This window comes from Rhodanobacter sp. FW021-MT20 (assembly GCF_041107475.1).
GTDB classification, from domain to species: domain Bacteria; phylum Pseudomonadota; class Gammaproteobacteria; order Xanthomonadales; family Rhodanobacteraceae; genus Rhodanobacter_A; species Rhodanobacter_A glycinis.
In genome coordinates, this window is record NZ_JBGBPX010000016.1 from 43,984 (window position 1) to 60,946 (window position 16,963).

The following is a 16,963-nucleotide window of genomic DNA, read 5'->3' on the forward strand; positions in this document are numbered from 1 at the left end:
AGGAAACTCTCAATGAATGCCACCAAGCAGAATGCTCGCGCCGTCGCGCAGGGCAAGATGAATAGTCCTCCGCCCGGCGTGAGTGTCGCCGGGATGCAAAAGTACCTGAGTGCTTTCGAGGCTCCGCGGATCGGCAACCGCCGCTTACTCGCCGCTCTCGTAGCCATCTCGATGGTGGCTGCGCTGCAGGCATTCGGCATCTTTCGGATGCTGCCGTTGCACGAGCGCATCCCTTACTTCGTCACGGTTGATCCCAACACTGCGGCGGTATCCGTCAGCAACAAGGTTGCCGAGAAGTACACGCCGAGCCAGGCGAGTGAGCGCTACTTCCTCAACAAGTGGGTGACGGATCTCCTGACGATTGATCCGCGAGTGCGGGAGCGTCTTCCCAACACCTACGCCATGCTGCGAGGGGCGGCGCTATCCGAGTGGAACGCCTTCATCTTCAACAACTACAAGCCCCTGGAGCAACTCCGCAAAAACGAGTCGCTCCGCATCTACCCGACAGTGGATGCCATCGGCTTCATCGACGACGAATCGGCCGCTATTCGCGTGACTTTGCATAGCGCTGACGGTACGACGGTACGTCATTTGCTCGTTACCGTTAAATTCGCTATTCTCCCGCCACAAACCGATGCGGATGTATACCGTAATCCCATTGGATTGTGGATTACGCATTTCGAGGTGACCGATGAATCGACCCAGCCGTAGCCTGCCGCGATACCTCTGCCTCGCCGCATTGCTGGGGCTTGTTGCCGGCGTGCCGTCGATATCCTGTGCCCGAGGCGTCGCTCAGCGTCGGGTGTCGGCACAGTCCGCGGAAAACGAGGGCGCCTTCTTGCAAACGGGCGGCATGGTGGACGCCACGCCGGTCATCAACAACAGCCGGATGGTCTCCTACACCTGGTCGTCGTCCCGCTCGTATGCCGTTCGATCGCTCGCGGGCATGAATACGGACATTGAGGTTCCCTCGGGCGAGAAGCTCTACGGCTTCTATCTCTCCAATGCCTCCGACTGGTCGTTCGAGGTCACCAAAGACCAGAAGCGGGTGCTCATCAAGCCTGCGCAGCCCGGCCTCTACAACACGGCGCTGATGGTGACCAACAAGCGGAGCTATCAGCTGACGCTGATCTCCGTTGCACCGAATGCTCTCTGGTTCCAGCGCGTCGAATGGCGCATCCCCACCGACACTCAGGCCGGCGGAAACGGGGTCTATATCTCGCCGTCCGCGCCATACGCCAACGCTGGCACGGCAGTCGGCGGAAATAGCCAGGCCCGGGCGGCGGCAGCGGTTCCGCCCCTGTCGGTTGATCCGTCGAAGATCTACACCCGCTACGAGGTATCTGGTCGCGCCGCCTTTAAGCCGCTCGATGTGTTCGATGACGGCGTGCGCACGTGGATGCGCTTTCCCGAGGGCATGCAGGACATGCCTGCGATCTTCGCCATCACGGATGGCAAGCTCGATGTGGTCGACTATTCAGTCGCGGATGGCTACGTCATCGTTCCGCGCGTTGCCGCCAAGTTCGTGCTGAGCCTCAATGGCGCGAAAGTAAAGATCGAGCGCGGCTGCAACCCAGAGCGGTGCTTGAAGTGAGCGGCCCTGCGACGAAACCGCCGGTCAACAGGAAGGTGGCGATCTATATCGTCGCCATGATCGGCGCACTCGTTTTGATCTCCGTGCTCGTTGCGGTCACCAAGAACAACCCGCAAAGACAGCGAGCGATCGCCAAGGCTGCCGCAGAGCGTGCGGCGGTGAAGGCGCTGCCGGCTGGGACGGAGCAGGGCGGCAAAGAAGCCATTACCCGAGGGCTCAACAGCTTCGACGCCAAGTCGCTTTACGCAAGCCCGATCGGCTCCCTTGGCACAGGCAGTAACGAATCAAGCCCTTCGAGCAAGAAGCAGGGCACTGACGCGTTGCCGCCCGTGGATGCGAATACGCTCGCCCAGCTCGATCAAGCCTTCAAGGCCGCATCCAAGCCGGACGCGGGTACGAGCGGCATCGTTGGCTCTGGCGGGCTTGCCAGTGGGGTGGTCGGCGGATCGCTGCCCGCGGCTTCGGTGGGCGGCTCCAAGACTCCCCCTGGCACCTATGAAGCGTATCCAGGCCAAAAGCCGGGTGCGGTGATGAACGCTGCGCAGGCGACCGGGATGGAGCCGACCGCACCAGCGGCAGATGCCTCCCAGAAGCGCTCCTTGACGTATCCCGTGGTCGAGCCGTTGTCCGCCCCGGACGGCATGCTGATTGCCAAAGGCACGCTGATTCGCGCGGTGCTTTCCACCAAGATCGATACGCGCAACGCAGGCAACGTGACGGCGACCGTTACGCAGGACGTCTACGACAGCCTGCGCCAGTCGCAGCTGCTCATCCCGAAGGGGAGTCGGCTGCTCGGCAGCTACGGCACCAAGGTTTCCCCTGGCCTGCCTCGCATCCCGGTGCAATTCACGCGCCTTGAGCTACCCGATGGTCGCATCGTCGATCTCGGCAAAGCCGATGCCGTGAACTACGCCGGCGCAACCGGCATCGACGGGAAGTACCACTCGAACATCCTTCGTGCGCTTGGCCCTTCGCTTGTCGTCGCCCTCATCGGCACTGCCGTCGACAACATGCAGAAGCCGAAGAACACCGCCACGTCCGCCGCCGGTACGACAGTGCAGTCGCCGTCCGTGGCGGAGCAGCTTGCGCCGCAGGTGAACTCGGAAGTCATGAGCCGCTATTCGGCGGCGCAGCCCTACTTCATCGTCAATGCAGGGACGCAGTTCAAGGTGGAGATGCAATCCGATGTCGTCATTCCGGGTGGCGCAACCCCGCGCTACCCAACCTACGGCGAAACGAACCCGGTCGCGAAGCAGGCCGCGCAAGGCGCGTCCGACACGCATCAATCGGGCGTATGGGAAGCAGGAGTCAGCGCGCAGTGAAACGCTTTCGTCTCAGTGTCGCCCTCGTGGCGGCCTTCATCGCAATGCCCGCGTTCGCGCACAAAACACCGGACGTCGACAGCGACTACCGCGTCACGGGCGATCCCCAGGCGGCGCCCGTGCAGGTGTTCCGCCTGGATGGCACGCTGTATCTGCAGCTGCGCGACACGCATGCGGTTCCTGCGCCGATTGGGGTCAACGGCCCGATCGCCTACCGGATCTATGGGCCGTACATGCTCCTTCCGGCGGTTTCGGAGGTGACGCTGCACTATGGCAACTCGACGGCTTACGTCACGTCGCTCGATGACGGCTCCTCGTACAACTCCGCGGCGATGGCTTCGCAGGCCCAGACCACCATGTCGGCACCCGTCGACGCCGCAAATCCAGCCTCGATGCCCGTCAACGCTCCGGTTTATCGATCCACTTATTCCGCGCCTTCTTACACCCCGCACTTTCGGCCTGTCGCTGCTGTCCCGCAGAGCGTAGCCGCTGCGCCGCCTGTTTCGTCGGATGCAGTCACCGGAACGATATCGCGTCCGGGCGCCCCGGCTGCCGCATCGGGCTTCGCAAACGTCACCTCGACCTCCTCGCCGGTGGGCGAGGTGACTGGCCCATCCGCGGACTATCTCGCGCTGCTTGCGAAAGCCAAGGCGGAGCGCCGCGGCCTGGTGCTCATCGTCGCGGACGGAACCGTTGCCGGCGCAACGACAGCCGACAAGGCAATGCAGGCGTGCATGAGTCACGGCATGGCCTGCCAAGTGCAATACAAGGGCGCCCTGAAAGGGCAACTCAAACTGGAGACAGCGCAATGATGAAGTGGCAGATGCTTGCCGCCGCGGCCACTCTTTTTGCCGCCATGGGTGCAGCGCATGCTGCCTGCCCGCCTCTTTCCGTCTACAGGGTCGCCGGCGTGACCATCACGGACGGGACGCTCGATCAGGCGGCCAAGATCCTCATGGCCGACACGGCCTGGCGCGTCGATGCCACTCCGGCCGCCTCGAAGCTTCGTGTCTCGCTGAACGATGTCGGTGGGCCGCTCGACAAGGTGCTTGCGGCCACGTTGCACGAAGCGGGCGGCACCGCCGGCTTCGCGGTTGCCTCGACGCAGGATACGCAGCAGTGCGTGGTGCACGTCAACGTGACGGCACTGGCTCCGCCGCCCAGTCCCATGCCTCCAGCCAAGGCGGGCAGGGAAGTGGAGCATATCGTCCCCGTCGTGACCAATCCGGGCCATCCCGCCACCGCATTTGCGGTGACCGAAACCAAGTCTGTCCCCTCTGCGAAGGGCTACATCATTCCGGCGGGCACCATGATTTCGGAGGGTCTCGCCAAGTATGTGCAGCGCTTCGGCTGGAGCCTTCGCTGGCTTGTGGGGCCTGACTATCGACTCGATGCGCCTTTCCCCATACCCGCGGGCTCCATGAAGGCCGGCGTGACCTACGTGGTTCGCGCCTACCAGTTGCAAGGCGGTCTGCTCGGCGATGTGCCGCGTTTCGCCGACCCGAATCGAATTGTGGTTATCCAGCCGGCGACCGCCGCCAAAGGGGCTCCGTAATGAAGAACGTCCTCACGCTCCGCTTGTCGGTGCTTGTCGCATCGCTGGTTGCACTGGCTGGCTGCGGCACGATGCAGCAGATCAACAAGCAATCGCTGGATCAATTCCACGCGACCAATGGTGCACTCGATGCGACGCTGGCCTCCCGGCCGTCGCCGACCACCCCGGTGATGCCGATCGACTCCGACGTGCCCTACGTCAACGTCGTGCCCGTGGTGCACACCAACAACTTGCCACCGGTTTTCGACCAGGCTGCAAGCCTCAACGCGCCGGCCGGCCCTGCATGGCAGACCCTGCAGACGCTGCAGCAAGTCATCGGCATGTCGGTGAATGCCGACGATGACGTGCTCGACGGAAGTCACGGCTCCACTGCGGCGCCGGCCGCGCCGAATCTCGATGCCACCTTGGCGCCGCCGCCCGCCGGCGCAACGAGCGGTGGCGACACCGGGGCGCGTCCCCAGGCTCGCCTTCCGGCAATTGCGCGGCAGGACACGACGAAGGGCTTGATTGGCTACGTCGCCGGGCTGCTCGATGCCACCTGGAAATACAACGCCCAGACACACTCCATCCACATCTTCCGGTACGAGACGCGCGTTATGCATATCGCGGCCGTCCCGGGCGATGCCACCACGGATACCAGCGTTGAATCCGGCCAAACCCAGCAGATCCAGGGCGGGCAGGGCCAAACCGTCAGCGTTGGCCAGAGCCCGAGCAAGACGGCGTTTAGCGGCAAGCTCGATGTGTGGAAGTCCATCGTCGAGAACGTCAAGCCGATGCTCTCGCCGACAGGCACGCTGGAAGTCAACCAGCCCATGGCGTCGATCACCGTCCGTGATCGCTGGGATCGCGTCGAGGCGGTGGCGAAGTACATCGATCAGATGAACAACGCGCTCCACGCCCAGGTGGAGGTGAACGTCAAGATCTACCGCATCCAGACCAACAACACCGACAACCGCGGTATCAACTGGAATCTCCTCTACAACACCCTCGGCCAGGCCGCGACGAACTTCGGCGTGTCGATTGCTACTCCGCAGCCCACGGCAACGGGCCTGGCGTCGCTCATCCTGAATTCGCCCACCAAGAATCCGACCGGATCGCCATCCCTGTTCTCCGGCTCGCAGTTCTTCCTCAATGCGCTGTCCTCGCTCGGCAAGGTGAGCATCGTCACGAATGCGACGGTCGATACCGTCAACAACATGCCCGCACCCTTCAAGGTCGTGCACAGCGTGGCCTATGTGGCCAGCACCACGTCGCTTTACACCAACGGACAAAGCTCGGGTCAGAACGGTGTCGTGGGTGCTGGTGCGACGCTGCAGCCGGGGCAGGTAGAGACGGGCTTCGACATGCAGGTACTCCCATCCGTGCAGCCGGACGGGCACCTGCTGCTACTGCAGACGATGCTCTCGGTGTCGACGCTCGACAGCATGGCGACCTTCACCAGCGGCGGCAACAGCGTCCAGCAGCCCAACGTCAGTGCTCGCCAGTTCCTCAATCGCTCCTGGCTGAAGTCTGGCCAATCGCTGGTGCTGGCCGGCTTCCAGGACACCGAGGCGGACAACACCACCGCATCTCCCCTCGACAAGAGCATGTGGGCGCTCGGCGGCAATCGCACCGTGAGCAACACCAAAGACGAAATCGTGGTGGTCATCACGCCGGTCGTAACCCAGGCCGAAACCACGCTCGACGGCCCCGCTGCCGTGTCCCAGCGCGACATGACGGCATCCAGCTACTGACGGAGACGTAACGATGAAGACCATGCAATCCCTCCCGAAGTGGCGATTGGCTCCGCTCGCCGGCCTGGTGGCGATGCTGGTGGCCAGCGCGGCCGTCGCCGCCAACAGCAGCAAACCGTCGCCTGCCGCCAGTGCACCCGCCAACGTCGCGCCGAAGCCTGTGGCTGCGGCGCCTGCTACGGCGCCGAGCACGCCGCCGTGGGCGATACCTCCCGTTACTGGCCAGGACGCATCGACCCAGAGTTCGGCATCCATTCCGACCGATGATGACGCCTACAACCACCTGATCGCGCAACTGGACAAAGAGCACTACGTGCTCACGCTCGAAAGCCAGAACGCAGACCTCAAGAAGAAGATCGCCGATGCCCAGGGCGCGAGCTTGCCGGCACCGTCCGTCATCGTGGCGCCGCCGGCGAGCATGACGCCGCAGAGCGGTGTCCCTGGCGCCCCTGCGCGTGGCGGCGTGTCGTCCATTACGTTCCCCGATCCGACTGCGCCGGCGCCGGTTGCTGCCACGTTGCGCCTGGTGTCGGTACTTGGGATCGGCGGAAGCTATCAGGCCAACGTGCTCGACCATGGTGTGGACAACATCGTCCACACGGGAAGCACTCTCTCCGATGGCTGGCACGTGGAGCAGATTGCGCCGTCGACGGTTGAGCTGGTGCGTGGTCGCCGTCATCGCATCCTGCACGTGGAACCCTGATCTATGCGGATCGAGACTGTCGGGAAGCGACACTACGCATTCGGCCTGACGTGGGCAGACAGCTCGCGGAAGCCGGGCAAGGCAGAGTTGCAAGCGCTGCGAAAGCAGCTCGATCCCACCGGTCGGGCTCGGTACTACACCTGTACCTGCCACACAGGCAATCGGTTCGTTCTTGCAGGCGGCATCAACACGACGCGTGTGCGCGGCAAGATCTACAGCTTCGCCGCATCGCTCGCGGCGCGGCAGCCCGATGGCCTCTACGTGGTGCAGGTGGATGCCGACAACTTGTGGTTCGTGCTGATCCGCAACGGCCTGGTCATTCCTGAAACCGATGTGATCGACACCACCGAAAAGGTGCTGCGGAGCATCGAGTTCTATCGCCGAACGCTCAACCTCGACGCTTCAAGCATCTTCGCCGGCGATGGCGTCGAGATCGTCGACGCCCAGCTTTTCAATGCGGAGCAGGCGGTGCTTGGGTTGCGAAACCCTGTCGCGCTTCGCCTGGTGTCGTCGAAGCCAGCAATGATGCCTTTGGCCATCGGTGTTGTCGGGCTGGTGTTGGTCGGTGCCGGCGTCAAGCTATATCGCAAGCACAAGGCCGCTCAGTCACAGCAGCAGCTCACCGAACAGCAGCGTCTACAGAAGATCCAGGCGTACCGCCAAGCGGCGCAGGGGGCGCTCTCGAACTACGCGAGAGATCCGCAGTGGATCACTCGGGCACTGGAGAAGGCCCGCAACCGCCTGCCGCCGTTCCTGGCTGGCTGGACGCTGCAAAAGGTGGACTGCGACCTTTCTGGGTGCAATGGCGATTACGTCCACGGTACCGGCTTGGTCTTCTACGCGGTCGCTCCCTTTCAGGCGCGCTTCCGTGGCCAGCTCTCGATCCATCCAGACTCCAATGGACTGCGCGTGCACGTGCCGTTGTCCGTGCCTGTTGTCGTGGCGAGCGACAGCCTGCTGCACAACCCGCCGCCGGTGAGCAATCCATCGCTCATCGACTGGATCGGCCTCTCTCCGCTCCATGTTGCAGGGCTGAGTGACCGTCCGGCAGGTGTCGCAAAGAACCTTGCACTCGCCGCCGGCGCCACCACGGTCGGCTACCCCTCTTTCGTGACGGAGACCGTCTTGCTGAAAGGCAATGCGCCAATTGCAGTGAGTCTGCCGTCCGTCCTGCACTGGGCAAGCCCTGCCGGCTTCCGCGTCACGCACCTCACGTGGATGACGGGCTATGGCAGCTCGGCTGCGGAGTCGTGGCAGATCACCGCAATGCGTTTCCACCGCTGAGGACACCATGGGCTTATTCAACCGCACCGCCAAGGATGACGCCGCCGCAGCTGCGGCCATTGCGCCTACGGCGAATCGACCTGCCGTCAGGGCGGTCAGTCCAGCGCCCGTTCCGCCGCCCCAAGAGCGCCTTACCGGCGTCCTCGCCGATCTGGTCAATGGCGGCCACCTGACGGTGGAGCGCGCAATGGAGGTGCGCACGACGGCGGAAACCTCGGGCTATCCCGAGCACGAAGTTGTGCTCCAGCGCGAATGGGCTCCCAAAGGCGAGGTATACGCGGCCATCGAGCGGTTGCCATCGGCGCAGCGCCTGAGCGTCATTATCCAGAGCGTCAGGGATCTGCCGGAGTGGAGCGTGATCCTCAATGACGCGGGCGGCCCTTTGGGCTTCACCGAGCGTGACCCGACCGTTCTCGCGTTGGGTGTCGCTGAGGATCTGGCTCGCGCAAAAGCGGCGGGCGAGCGGCAGCGGTGTTTCCTTGCCGCAACCCCGGAAGCGATGCAGAGCAACAGCTACCTCTCGCTAGTCGGGCGTCTCAACAAGGGCGGGTACGAAATTCGCGCTCAACTGGAGCTTGATAGCCAGGCTATCGCCGATGTTGCGTGGGCGGTCTGGGATCAGCGTCGCGGCGTCGGCGCGGCAAGCAAGCGCGCCGCGACCGTCCGAACGCTGTCCGACACGCAGCACCTATTCGATCGGATTGGCCAGGAGGCATACGCCCTCGGCGCTTCGGATATCCATCTCCTCGCCAAAGGAGGCGAGGGCTCCGTGCTATTCCGCATCGACGGCGACGTGGTGCGCCAGTCGTATGACCTTACCGCCGATGACATAGAGGCACTCGCGGGAACGATCTACGACACGCTGACGGAGAAGGGTTCAACCAAGGATGGCTTCTCGAAGATTTCAACGCAGGATGGCTCGGTGGATCGTTCCTACGACCACTGCCGCCTGCGATTCCGCTACAGCGGCATGCCCGTCGAGCCGAACGGCTACCGGGTTGCCATGCGCGTCATCCCGATCGGCACCCACGCCGTTCCGAAGACTCTCCCGCAACTTGGCTATGCACGAAGCCAGTGCCGCATGCTGGACGGAGCATTCAATCGCGCGAGCGGACTGATCCTGTTCTCGGGAACTACCGGGTCGGGCAAGTCCTTCACCATGAGCAACCGCTCATCGATCCTGGTGCGCGAACGCCCGACGAAGGTCATGCTGACCGTCGAAGATCCCGTGGAATACATCATCCAGGGCGCGCATCAAACACAGGTGCGCAAGAGGGAGGGCGAAACAACGCAACAGGCGTTGCATCGCACGCTCGCCACGATCATGCGCCAAGACCCCGACATCCTGATGTGCGGAGAAATCCGTGATCTCGCCACGGCGGACTTCGCACTGCAGGCCGTGCGCTCAGGGCACCTGATGCTCTCGACAGTCCATGCAGGCGCGGCGCCTACGTGTTACGACCGCCTCGCCGGTCTGGGCGTTCCACGCCTTGATCTGTCGACCATGGATCTCGTGTCCGCCTTCGCATTCCAGGCCCTGGTGCAAACCCTCTGCCCGGTATGCCGTATTCCCGCCAGTGAATACAAGCTGTCGAAGGATGAGAGCATCATTGGCCTGATGGGGCGTCTGCAATGGGCGCTCGACAAGGAGCGTATCCCCGGCGCCTCACAACATGGCGACGGCCTCGACGGGATCTATTTCCGCAATCCCAATCCATCGTGCTCGCACTGCAGGAATCGCGGCATCACGGGCCGCACGGTATGCGCCGAGGTCTTTGAACCCACGGCCGAGATGCTTCCCATGGTGGCCAAGGGCGATTCTTTCGGCATCTGGGAAGCGTGGCGCGCTCAGATCAACAAGCACGATCCGTCCGATATGACGGGGCGCAGGGCTATGGAGCACGCCATGTGGAAGATGGCCCAGGGTGACGTCGACCCGCGTCAAGTCGAAAGCGAATTTCGGCTGCTCGATGCCCCCCTGTTCAAGGACTGACCCATGGCCATTCTCTCTGCCACCACGAACCCAAGCGCAGCTCCTGTATCCAGCGATCCCGCATCGTGGATGGAGCGGCTCAGGAGCTTCTACGACAAGCTCTCGTTTCCGCTCGAAGTTCGGGCCGAGTTCTACCGGGCGATGGCCGACTTTGCAGCTGCCGGCATCAAGCCGTTCGCGGCGATCGAGGAGCTTTGCAATGTCGCCCGCATTCGTTGGTCGAAGAAAAAGCTGGTGAAGGTCTACGAGGATGTGATGACCACGATGGCCACTGGCGCTGAGGGCGAAGGCTTGCCCATGGCTTTGACCCGCTGGATACCGCCGGCCGAGTCCGTGATGCTGCTCGGCGCGCAGGCGGCTGGCCCGGATACGTTGAATGCGACGTTCGGTGAACTCGGCCAACTTCTGAGCAGGCAGGCCGAGGCGAGGAAAAAGCTCAAGAAGGCCATCTGGGTGAACGTCGGCAACCTCGGCGTCATGATCGCCGTGATGATCGAAGTGATCGCGACGATGGTTCCTGTCGTCGACAAAAGCGCGACTCCCGAAGCGGCGGCTCGAATGCCTTTCGCCATGGCCTACTTCGGCACAGCCGAGTGGATTCTTCACAACGGTGTTTTCCTCATCGTTGGCTTCCTCGCCTTTTGCGGCGGCCTCGCCTGGGCGATGCCGAACTGGTGGGGGGAGCGTCGGCGCTTCTTCGATCAGTGGATTCCGCCTTTCAACATCTACCAGCGGCTGCAGACGACCCTGTTCCTGTCGACGTCGGCGGCCATGTTGCGCGCCAATATCACCCTCAACACCATCATCGACAACATGCAGCAGCACAGCTCGCGTTGGATGCAGTTTCATCTGCACACCATGAAGGACTCGCTGGCCGCTGGCGATGGTGAAGTAGGGGCTCTGGCACTCGGCCCGTTGCCGAATGACACCGCAGACAGCCTCCGTGTCTACAAGCTGATCCCCCAGTTCAAGGACGTGATGACACGGCTATCCGAGGACAACTTCAAGCGCTACGAGCGCTCAATCGCCTTGATCTCGGATTTCCTGAGCCTCTTTTCCACCTTCCTCATGGCTGGCTTCGCGCTCTGCACACTGGTCGCGATGTTCACCTTCTCCAACGCCATGCGAGAAGCGACAGGACATTGATCCTGTTTCGCCGCTGTTCCAACCGTCACACAACCAACCAGGGAGCCCACCCATGCAGCACAAGCACGACTCGAACATCTCCACTTCCAAGCACTCCCACGCGTATGCGAGGAAGCAGCGCGGCCAGATCGGCGGCATCATCTCCGTCGTCCTGGCGCTGGCTGTTGCGGCCATCGGCCTGGTCTACGTCATGGGCAGCTTCAACTCCGCCAAGGGTTCGACCAATTCGTTGGGTGCAACCAACGACTTCATCTCCATGATCGGCAAGACCCAGGCGACCTTCAATCAGTCGCCGGCCGGGTTCGCCAACATCTCGATCCAGACGATGGGGCAGAACGGTGACATTCCGTCGTCGATGTGGAACTCGGCCACTCCGACCTCCATGACCTCGCCATTCGGCACGGCGGTCACCGTGGCGTCCAACACGATCACCAATCCGGGTGACAGCGCCACGCTCACCCTGAGCGTGCCCCAGGCGAACTGCGCCGACTTCGCGAACGCGCTCAACGGGAACGTCGAAGCGATGACCGTGGGCGGCACGCCGATCGTCGATAACAACGCCGGCACCGCTTTCGACCCGACCACGCTCGGCAGCGCCTGCAACGGTACCGCCGGCGCCAAGAAGTTCGTGTTGACCATCACGCGATAACGCCCATGGCCTTGCCACTGAAAGCGATAGCGCCACGCCACCTGCCGCCTCGGCGGCAGAGTGGATTCATCCTGATCGCCACGCTGCTCTCGCTAGTCATCATCGCGATCATCTTGGCCTATTGGGCCAAGACTGAGCGACGGAACTGGGTGCAGACACGTGCGAACGCCCAGGGCGCCGCGGATGCGCAATTCGGCATCGGTCTGCGTGGGTTTATCGCCAGTGTGCAAGGTGGATCGGTCACCATGCCAAGCAACCCGTACACGGTGACGGGCGTCAATTGGCTAAAGGCGCCGACGTGCGGTGGGCTTGCAGGCAACCCCGCAACGGGCTTCGTTCCTTGCGGCTTCAATGGCGGGGAATATGGTGCGCGTTTCAACACCACCGTGACCAAGACGGCGGCCACGAACATGATTGTGGCCAGTACGTGGTTCGCGGCTCAGCCGGTGAATGGCGGCACGAAGCAATCAGCGGCCAGCTTTGCCTCCGCGATCGCAGAGGCCACGCGATCCCAGCAGACGCCGCCGACGAACGGCATGTTCTTCGATGTCTTCGCGAATGCGGCCATTGGCGCGACCACGGCACCTGATCCCAGTGCCATCACGCCGGTGAACTCGGGCCGGGTTGTGCTGTATGCAAGCAACGCACCTTCGAGCGACATCTGGCTCCGCGTGGACGGCACGAACCAGATGCTGGCCGACCTCAACATGGGTGGCAACTCGATCAAGAACGCCAAGGACGGAAGCTTCACGGGATCGGTGCGCGTGCAGGGGACTGCTGAGATCGACAACGGCTTGTCGGTCACGAATGGCACTGCCGATCTTCGCGGCGGCGCCATTGCGCCAGACTTCGAGGTGACCGGCGTCGGGCACATGGCTTCGCAGGCGCTCTACAACATGCAGGTGCTGACCGGGGCCACGTCCTACACCGTCGCCAAACCCAACTGCACGCAAGCCAATGGCGGCACCAGCGCTCCGTCGATCTACGTCGCGATGCAGGGGACGGGCACGCCCGAGGCCGTTCAAGGCGATGCCTTGTATGAGGCTCACGCCAACGTATACGACAACGGCGCGACATGGACGGTCAGCCCGACACTGCACTCAACGACCTTCTCGCTGACCGGTTCCAGTTCCGGCGGCAACCTGACGTTGAACCTCAACAAGACCGTTCAGGCCGAAAGCCCGAGCGATCAAGTCCTGCTGGTGATGACCAAATGCAAGTGATCGAAGCCACGGTCGGTAACCCGGTCGACGTGAGGCTGCGCATCAGTGTTGCGGCCACGTTGTTCGAGCGCATTCGCGGCCTGCTCGGCCGGCCTTCGCCGAAACGAGGCGAAGGACTGCTCATCAGGAAGTGCAAAACCGTCCACACCATCGGGATGGCTTACCCCATCGACGTCGTGTACCTCGATCGCGACTGGTGTGTCGTAGGCGTGGCGCACAGCGTGCGTCCGGGGTGTGTCCGAGCGCCCACGCCGCCGCGCCGCAGCGGTGTCGTGCAGGTGCTCGAACTGGCCGACCGTGAAGCGGCCTGGATCGGCTTGATGCCCGGATCGCGGCTGCGAACGACGTTCGGCGAATCGAGCAGCGCAAACAACGACACGTGGAGTAGGGCATGAAGAACCATCTCGTTGCAGTCGTCCTGGCCAGCGCATGCGTGACGGCGATGCCAGTTGCCGCGCAGACAACGACGGGTGCGAATACCAGCATCACCCTGCCAACGCCGCCGCGCTCGATGGCCTCGATGCCTGTCCCTCAGACCGCGGGCGCTGACAGCACCTTCCAGGGCAACGTGCAACCCAACGTCAAGGCCACCACCACCTTGACGGTGCCTTGGACGTACAGCGGCGGCTCAAGCGCGGCAGCCGCTGCCGCGGCCTCTCGTGCCGCGACAGTCCAGTCCCGCCCATTACCGAAACGCCAGCCTGCTACCAGCTCCGCGCAGAACGTCTACTGAGCTTTCAACACCTACACCCGCCACCACGAACGCAACTGAAAGAGGAATGCACGCATGAAAATCCCCCTTCGCAAAACGCTGCTCGCGGTGGCCACGCTTGCCGCGATGAATGTGACGGTGGCGTCCGCCCAGACGGTCACCACGCCGCCGCGCACGATCAGCAGCCAGCAGGAAACGCAGGGCGTCGACTCGACGTTCCAGGGTAATGTCCAGCCCAACGCGCAAACCAGCACGTTCCACATGACGGTGACGGGGACGCCGCCGCCCCCGCCGCCCCCGCCGCCGCCCCCGCCCCCGGTGACCTGCACGCCCGGTTCGTTCTCGAAGACCGTCTACCAGACGGCGAACTGCCCGGCAGGCACTCTCACCACGGCAGGCCAGTCGACGTTTACGCAGAGCGCGGTGGCGACGATCACCACATCATGCCCGAGCGGTTCCTATGGCGCCCCGAGCACGTCGACCGCGTATGGAGCGTGGTCGCCGACCACGACTTCGGCCTGCAGCGTTTCCCACCAGGCGAACCAAATCGCCGGTCTGGCCGGGAAGACGTTCTCGTCGGCCGGTTTCGGCTACTACGTGGGTGGCTTCATGCACGGCGGCGGCCAGGTCAATGTCATCTTCAGCAACGGCTCCTACCAGGTGGTCACCTACGGCGACCAATCCCCTGGCGTTGTAGCGGCCGGCACCTGGCTGCCGCCGGGCCGCAGCGCATCCGATTTCACGGTCGCCATCAGGGCATCGGTCAACCAGCTCTCGAACAGGCCGTATTCTCCGACCTACCCCGCGCCCTCGGCATTCCCGCCCACCCTCGTTACATGGGTGAACTCGCAGCCCACGGAAAACACGGCAACCACTTGGCGCGGCGTAGGCATCAACGATCCGGCGGTGTCGGTGAATGGCGCGGGGAATATCGGCGTGATGGCTGGCGGTGGCGAATTCTTTCTGGCCAAGTCCGGTTCGCCCATCTCTGTCTACATCTCCGCCAACATCACCGTCACGATCACCGACAACCGGTACGGCGGTTCGACCTCGACGAACTTCATCATCGCCGGCGGCGACTAACGGCCGGCCCCGCAGGCCAATCGAACGGTTGGCCTGCGGGGACACATCCATGAGGGGAATGCTATGCAACCACTACTTCGCATGACGCTGCTCGGACTCGCCTGTTGCGCAGCGTTCCACGTCTCGGCGCAGACGGTCACCACGCCGCCGCGCACGATCAGCAGCCAGCAGGAAACGCAGGGCGTCGATTCGACGTTCCAGGGTAATGTCCAGCCGAACACCCAAGGCTCGGGGTTCACCGTGCCAATCCCAACGGCGCCTCCGCCTCCGCCCCCGCCTCCGCCGCCCCCGCCGCCGGTCACCTGTGTCGCGAGTTCGTCATCCCGTGGCGTGTCCAGGGCGGCGAGCTGCCCTGCCGGCTATCTCACCACCGCCGGCCAATCGTCGTTCACCCAGAACGCGACACAGACGACCGCGACCAGCTGCCCAAGCGGCGCCTACGGCTCGCCCAGCACTTCGACGTCACTCGGCGCCTGGTCGCCGACGCCTGCCCAAGTCTGCGTCGTTGCGATGGCGCGACAGCTCGCAGTGAACGGAAGTAGCTTCAGGCTCTATGCCGCACATAACATGGCGGGCTCAACCTACACGGCCCGCGCCATCCTGTATGCAACCATGGGGGCCAACGGCGCCTACGCGATTACGTACAACCTCATCGGCTCACCCTATTCTCAGGTCAACGGCCAACCGGCAGGCTCGTATGACAGGAGCGGCACTCTGGCTTCGGGTACCTGGTTGCCGCCGGGTCGATCAGCATCGGACTTCACGATCACCGTTACCTCCCAGCCAAGCAATGCCGTAGCCGGGTCGTTCGCGTACACCGGAAGTGCCATTGGATCGACCCCTTGCCTGCAAGATCCCAACAACAAAACGGCGGCGGTCAGCACATCAGCCTCGGGCTCGACAGGCGCGGTCATGTGCGTGGAATCCGGTGGTCACTCCTTTATTCGCTTCGACCCGGTTGGCCAGCGCATGTCGGCGAGCATTCTTGGGAACATCGCCATCACGATCCGGGACAACCGCTACGGAACATCCGTCACGTCCGTGTTTGCAGTGAACGTGGCGGACGGGTACTAGGCCACACCCGTAGCTGCAGCGCTCGCGGCGAAAGGCAGCGTGATGCTGCCTTTCGCTTCTTCATCCACACGGCTGTTCATCGAATGCACAAAACACTGCTAGCACTTCTCCTCCTGATTGCCTGCCCGGCCGTCGCAAGATCTGCGCCGGCCGCATCGCTTCGAGCGCGTGCGAACGCGCTCGTGACGTCGCTCAGCCATGGCCAGCAGCATGTCGTGCGCGTATTTGCAGGCCCGGACGGATTGCTTGGCGCCGTGATCGAGGATGCAGCAAAGCATCGCGATATCGCGTGGCTTACGCCGCATGCCGAAGCGGTGCTGGCAGGGCCGCTGCTTGCAGAGCACGGAAGGGATCTTGGCAGGGAGGCGAAAATCTCGGAGGGAATCATCCTTTCGCCGGCCGCTGCGCTCAAGGAGGCCGTTGACCCCGCCAGGCGAAGCTTCGTTGTTGGAAGCCGCGGCCCGCTGCTCACAGTCTTCTTTGACGCAAACTGCATTTACTGCCACGTGCTGTACGGGCAGTTGACGCCGCTCATCGCCGCCGGCGACGTGCGCGTCCGCTTTGTGGTGGTGGGGACGTTCAAGGCGAGCAGTACGCCGCGTGGCGCGGCGATCCTCGCCGCCGCCCAACCTGCGAAAGCATTGATGGAAAACGAACGGGATTACCACGCAGCAAACGAGGAAGGTGGCTTCCCTGTCCCACGCCGAATCGATCACGCGCTTGCGGAAGTCGTTACCAGCAACAGCGCTTTGTTTGCCAACGCCGGCATGCAGGGCACGCCGAGCATCCTCTATTGCAACCGGCAGGGAAGGGTGGCACTGGAGCCTGGCATGCCGAACGATCTCAAAGCATTCATTGCCGGCGTGAGCAGTAAGCCGTGCGAATGAAGCCG

At 63.3% G+C, this 16,963-nt stretch carries 17 protein-coding genes; all 17 read left to right on the top strand.

Features of this window, described 5'->3' with window-relative positions; all coding sequences use genetic code 11:
• Positions 1–12 precede the first annotated feature (12 nt).
• The 17 genes from AB7849_RS15370 to AB7849_RS15450 all read left to right on the top strand — a co-directional run bounded on the left by AB7849_RS15370 (position 13) and on the right by AB7849_RS15450 (position 16,958).
• The gene (locus AB7849_RS15370) at positions 13–711 is read left to right on the top strand and encodes a VirB8/TrbF family protein (RefSeq protein ID WP_369501303.1); all 699 of its coding nucleotides are present in this window, start codon (positions 13–15) and stop codon (positions 709–711) included.
• Entirely contained in the window at positions 692–1,594 is a 903-nt protein-coding gene (locus AB7849_RS15375) for a TrbG/VirB9 family P-type conjugative transfer protein (protein ID WP_369501304.1), read from the top strand. Before AB7849_RS15370 ends, AB7849_RS15375 begins: the two co-directional genes overlap by 20 nt.
• Positions 1,591–2,916 carry a TrbI/VirB10 family protein gene (locus AB7849_RS15380; protein ID WP_369501305.1) on the top strand — a complete coding sequence of 442 codons (1,326 nt, stop codon included), beginning with the start codon at positions 1,591–1,593 and terminating at the stop codon, positions 2,914–2,916. Before AB7849_RS15375 ends, AB7849_RS15380 begins: the two co-directional genes overlap by 4 nt.
• Entirely contained in the window at positions 2,913–3,728 is an 816-nt protein-coding gene (locus AB7849_RS15385) for a hypothetical protein (protein ID WP_369501306.1), read from the top strand. The genes AB7849_RS15380 and AB7849_RS15385 overlap by 4 nt, the downstream gene beginning before the upstream one ends.
• Positions 3,725–4,471 (top strand): hypothetical protein, encoded by a 747-nt coding sequence (locus AB7849_RS15390; protein ID WP_369501307.1) that lies wholly within the window; start codon positions 3,725–3,727, stop codon positions 4,469–4,471. The genes AB7849_RS15385 and AB7849_RS15390 overlap by 4 nt, the downstream gene beginning before the upstream one ends.
• A complete protein-coding gene (locus AB7849_RS15395) occupies positions 4,471–6,204 on the top strand; it encodes a hypothetical protein (protein ID WP_369501308.1) in 1,734 nt (577 codons plus the stop codon). Before AB7849_RS15390 ends, AB7849_RS15395 begins: the two co-directional genes overlap by 1 nt.
• Before the next feature lie 13 nt (positions 6,205–6,217).
• Positions 6,218–6,907 (top strand): hypothetical protein, encoded by a 690-nt coding sequence (locus tag AB7849_RS15400; RefSeq protein WP_369501309.1) that lies wholly within the window; start codon positions 6,218–6,220, stop codon positions 6,905–6,907.
• A gap of 3 nt (positions 6,908–6,910) precedes the next feature.
• Positions 6,911–8,191 (top strand): type 4b pilus protein PilO2, encoded by a 1,281-nt coding sequence (gene pilO2 / locus AB7849_RS15405; RefSeq protein ID WP_369501310.1) that lies wholly within the window; start codon positions 6,911–6,913, stop codon positions 8,189–8,191.
• A gap of 7 nt (positions 8,192–8,198) precedes the next feature.
• Positions 8,199–10,184, top strand: a complete 1,986-nt coding sequence (locus tag AB7849_RS15410) for a GspE/PulE family protein (protein ID WP_369501311.1) — start codon at positions 8,199–8,201, stop codon at positions 10,182–10,184.
• A 3-nt stretch (positions 10,185–10,187) separates the two neighbouring features.
• A complete protein-coding gene (locus AB7849_RS15415; RefSeq protein ID WP_369501312.1) occupies positions 10,188–11,330 on the top strand; it encodes a type II secretion system F family protein in 1,143 nt (380 codons plus the stop codon).
• Positions 11,331–11,382: 52 nt separating this feature from the next.
• The gene (locus AB7849_RS15420; RefSeq protein ID WP_369501313.1) at positions 11,383–11,979 is read left to right on the top strand and encodes a hypothetical protein; all 597 of its coding nucleotides are present in this window, start codon (positions 11,383–11,385) and stop codon (positions 11,977–11,979) included.
• A gap of 5 nt (positions 11,980–11,984) precedes the next feature.
• Positions 11,985–13,202: a type II secretion system protein gene (locus AB7849_RS15425; RefSeq protein ID WP_369501314.1), complete on the top strand. Its 1,218-nt coding sequence runs from the start codon at positions 11,985–11,987 to the stop codon at positions 13,200–13,202.
• Complete coding sequence (locus tag AB7849_RS15430) at positions 13,193–13,597, top strand: DUF192 domain-containing protein (protein WP_369501315.1); 405 nt, start codon at positions 13,193–13,195, stop codon at positions 13,595–13,597. The genes AB7849_RS15425 and AB7849_RS15430 overlap by 10 nt, the downstream gene beginning before the upstream one ends.
• The gene (locus AB7849_RS15435; protein WP_369501316.1) at positions 13,594–13,935 is read left to right on the top strand and encodes a hypothetical protein; all 342 of its coding nucleotides are present in this window, start codon (positions 13,594–13,596) and stop codon (positions 13,933–13,935) included. The genes AB7849_RS15430 and AB7849_RS15435 overlap by 4 nt, the downstream gene beginning before the upstream one ends.
• A 54-nt stretch (positions 13,936–13,989) precedes the next feature.
• On the top strand, positions 13,990–14,997 hold the full coding sequence (locus AB7849_RS15440; protein WP_369501317.1) for a hypothetical protein: 1,008 nt from the start codon (positions 13,990–13,992) through the stop codon (positions 14,995–14,997).
• 63 nt (positions 14,998–15,060) lie between these two features.
• Positions 15,061–16,071, top strand: coding sequence for a hypothetical protein (locus tag AB7849_RS15445; RefSeq protein WP_369501318.1), 1,011 nt, complete (start codon positions 15,061–15,063; stop codon positions 16,069–16,071).
• A 182-nt stretch (positions 16,072–16,253) separates the two neighbouring features.
• Positions 16,254–16,958, top strand: coding sequence for a thioredoxin fold domain-containing protein (locus tag AB7849_RS15450; protein ID WP_369501319.1), 705 nt, complete (start codon positions 16,254–16,256; stop codon positions 16,956–16,958).
• Positions 16,959–16,963 lie beyond the last annotated feature (5 nt).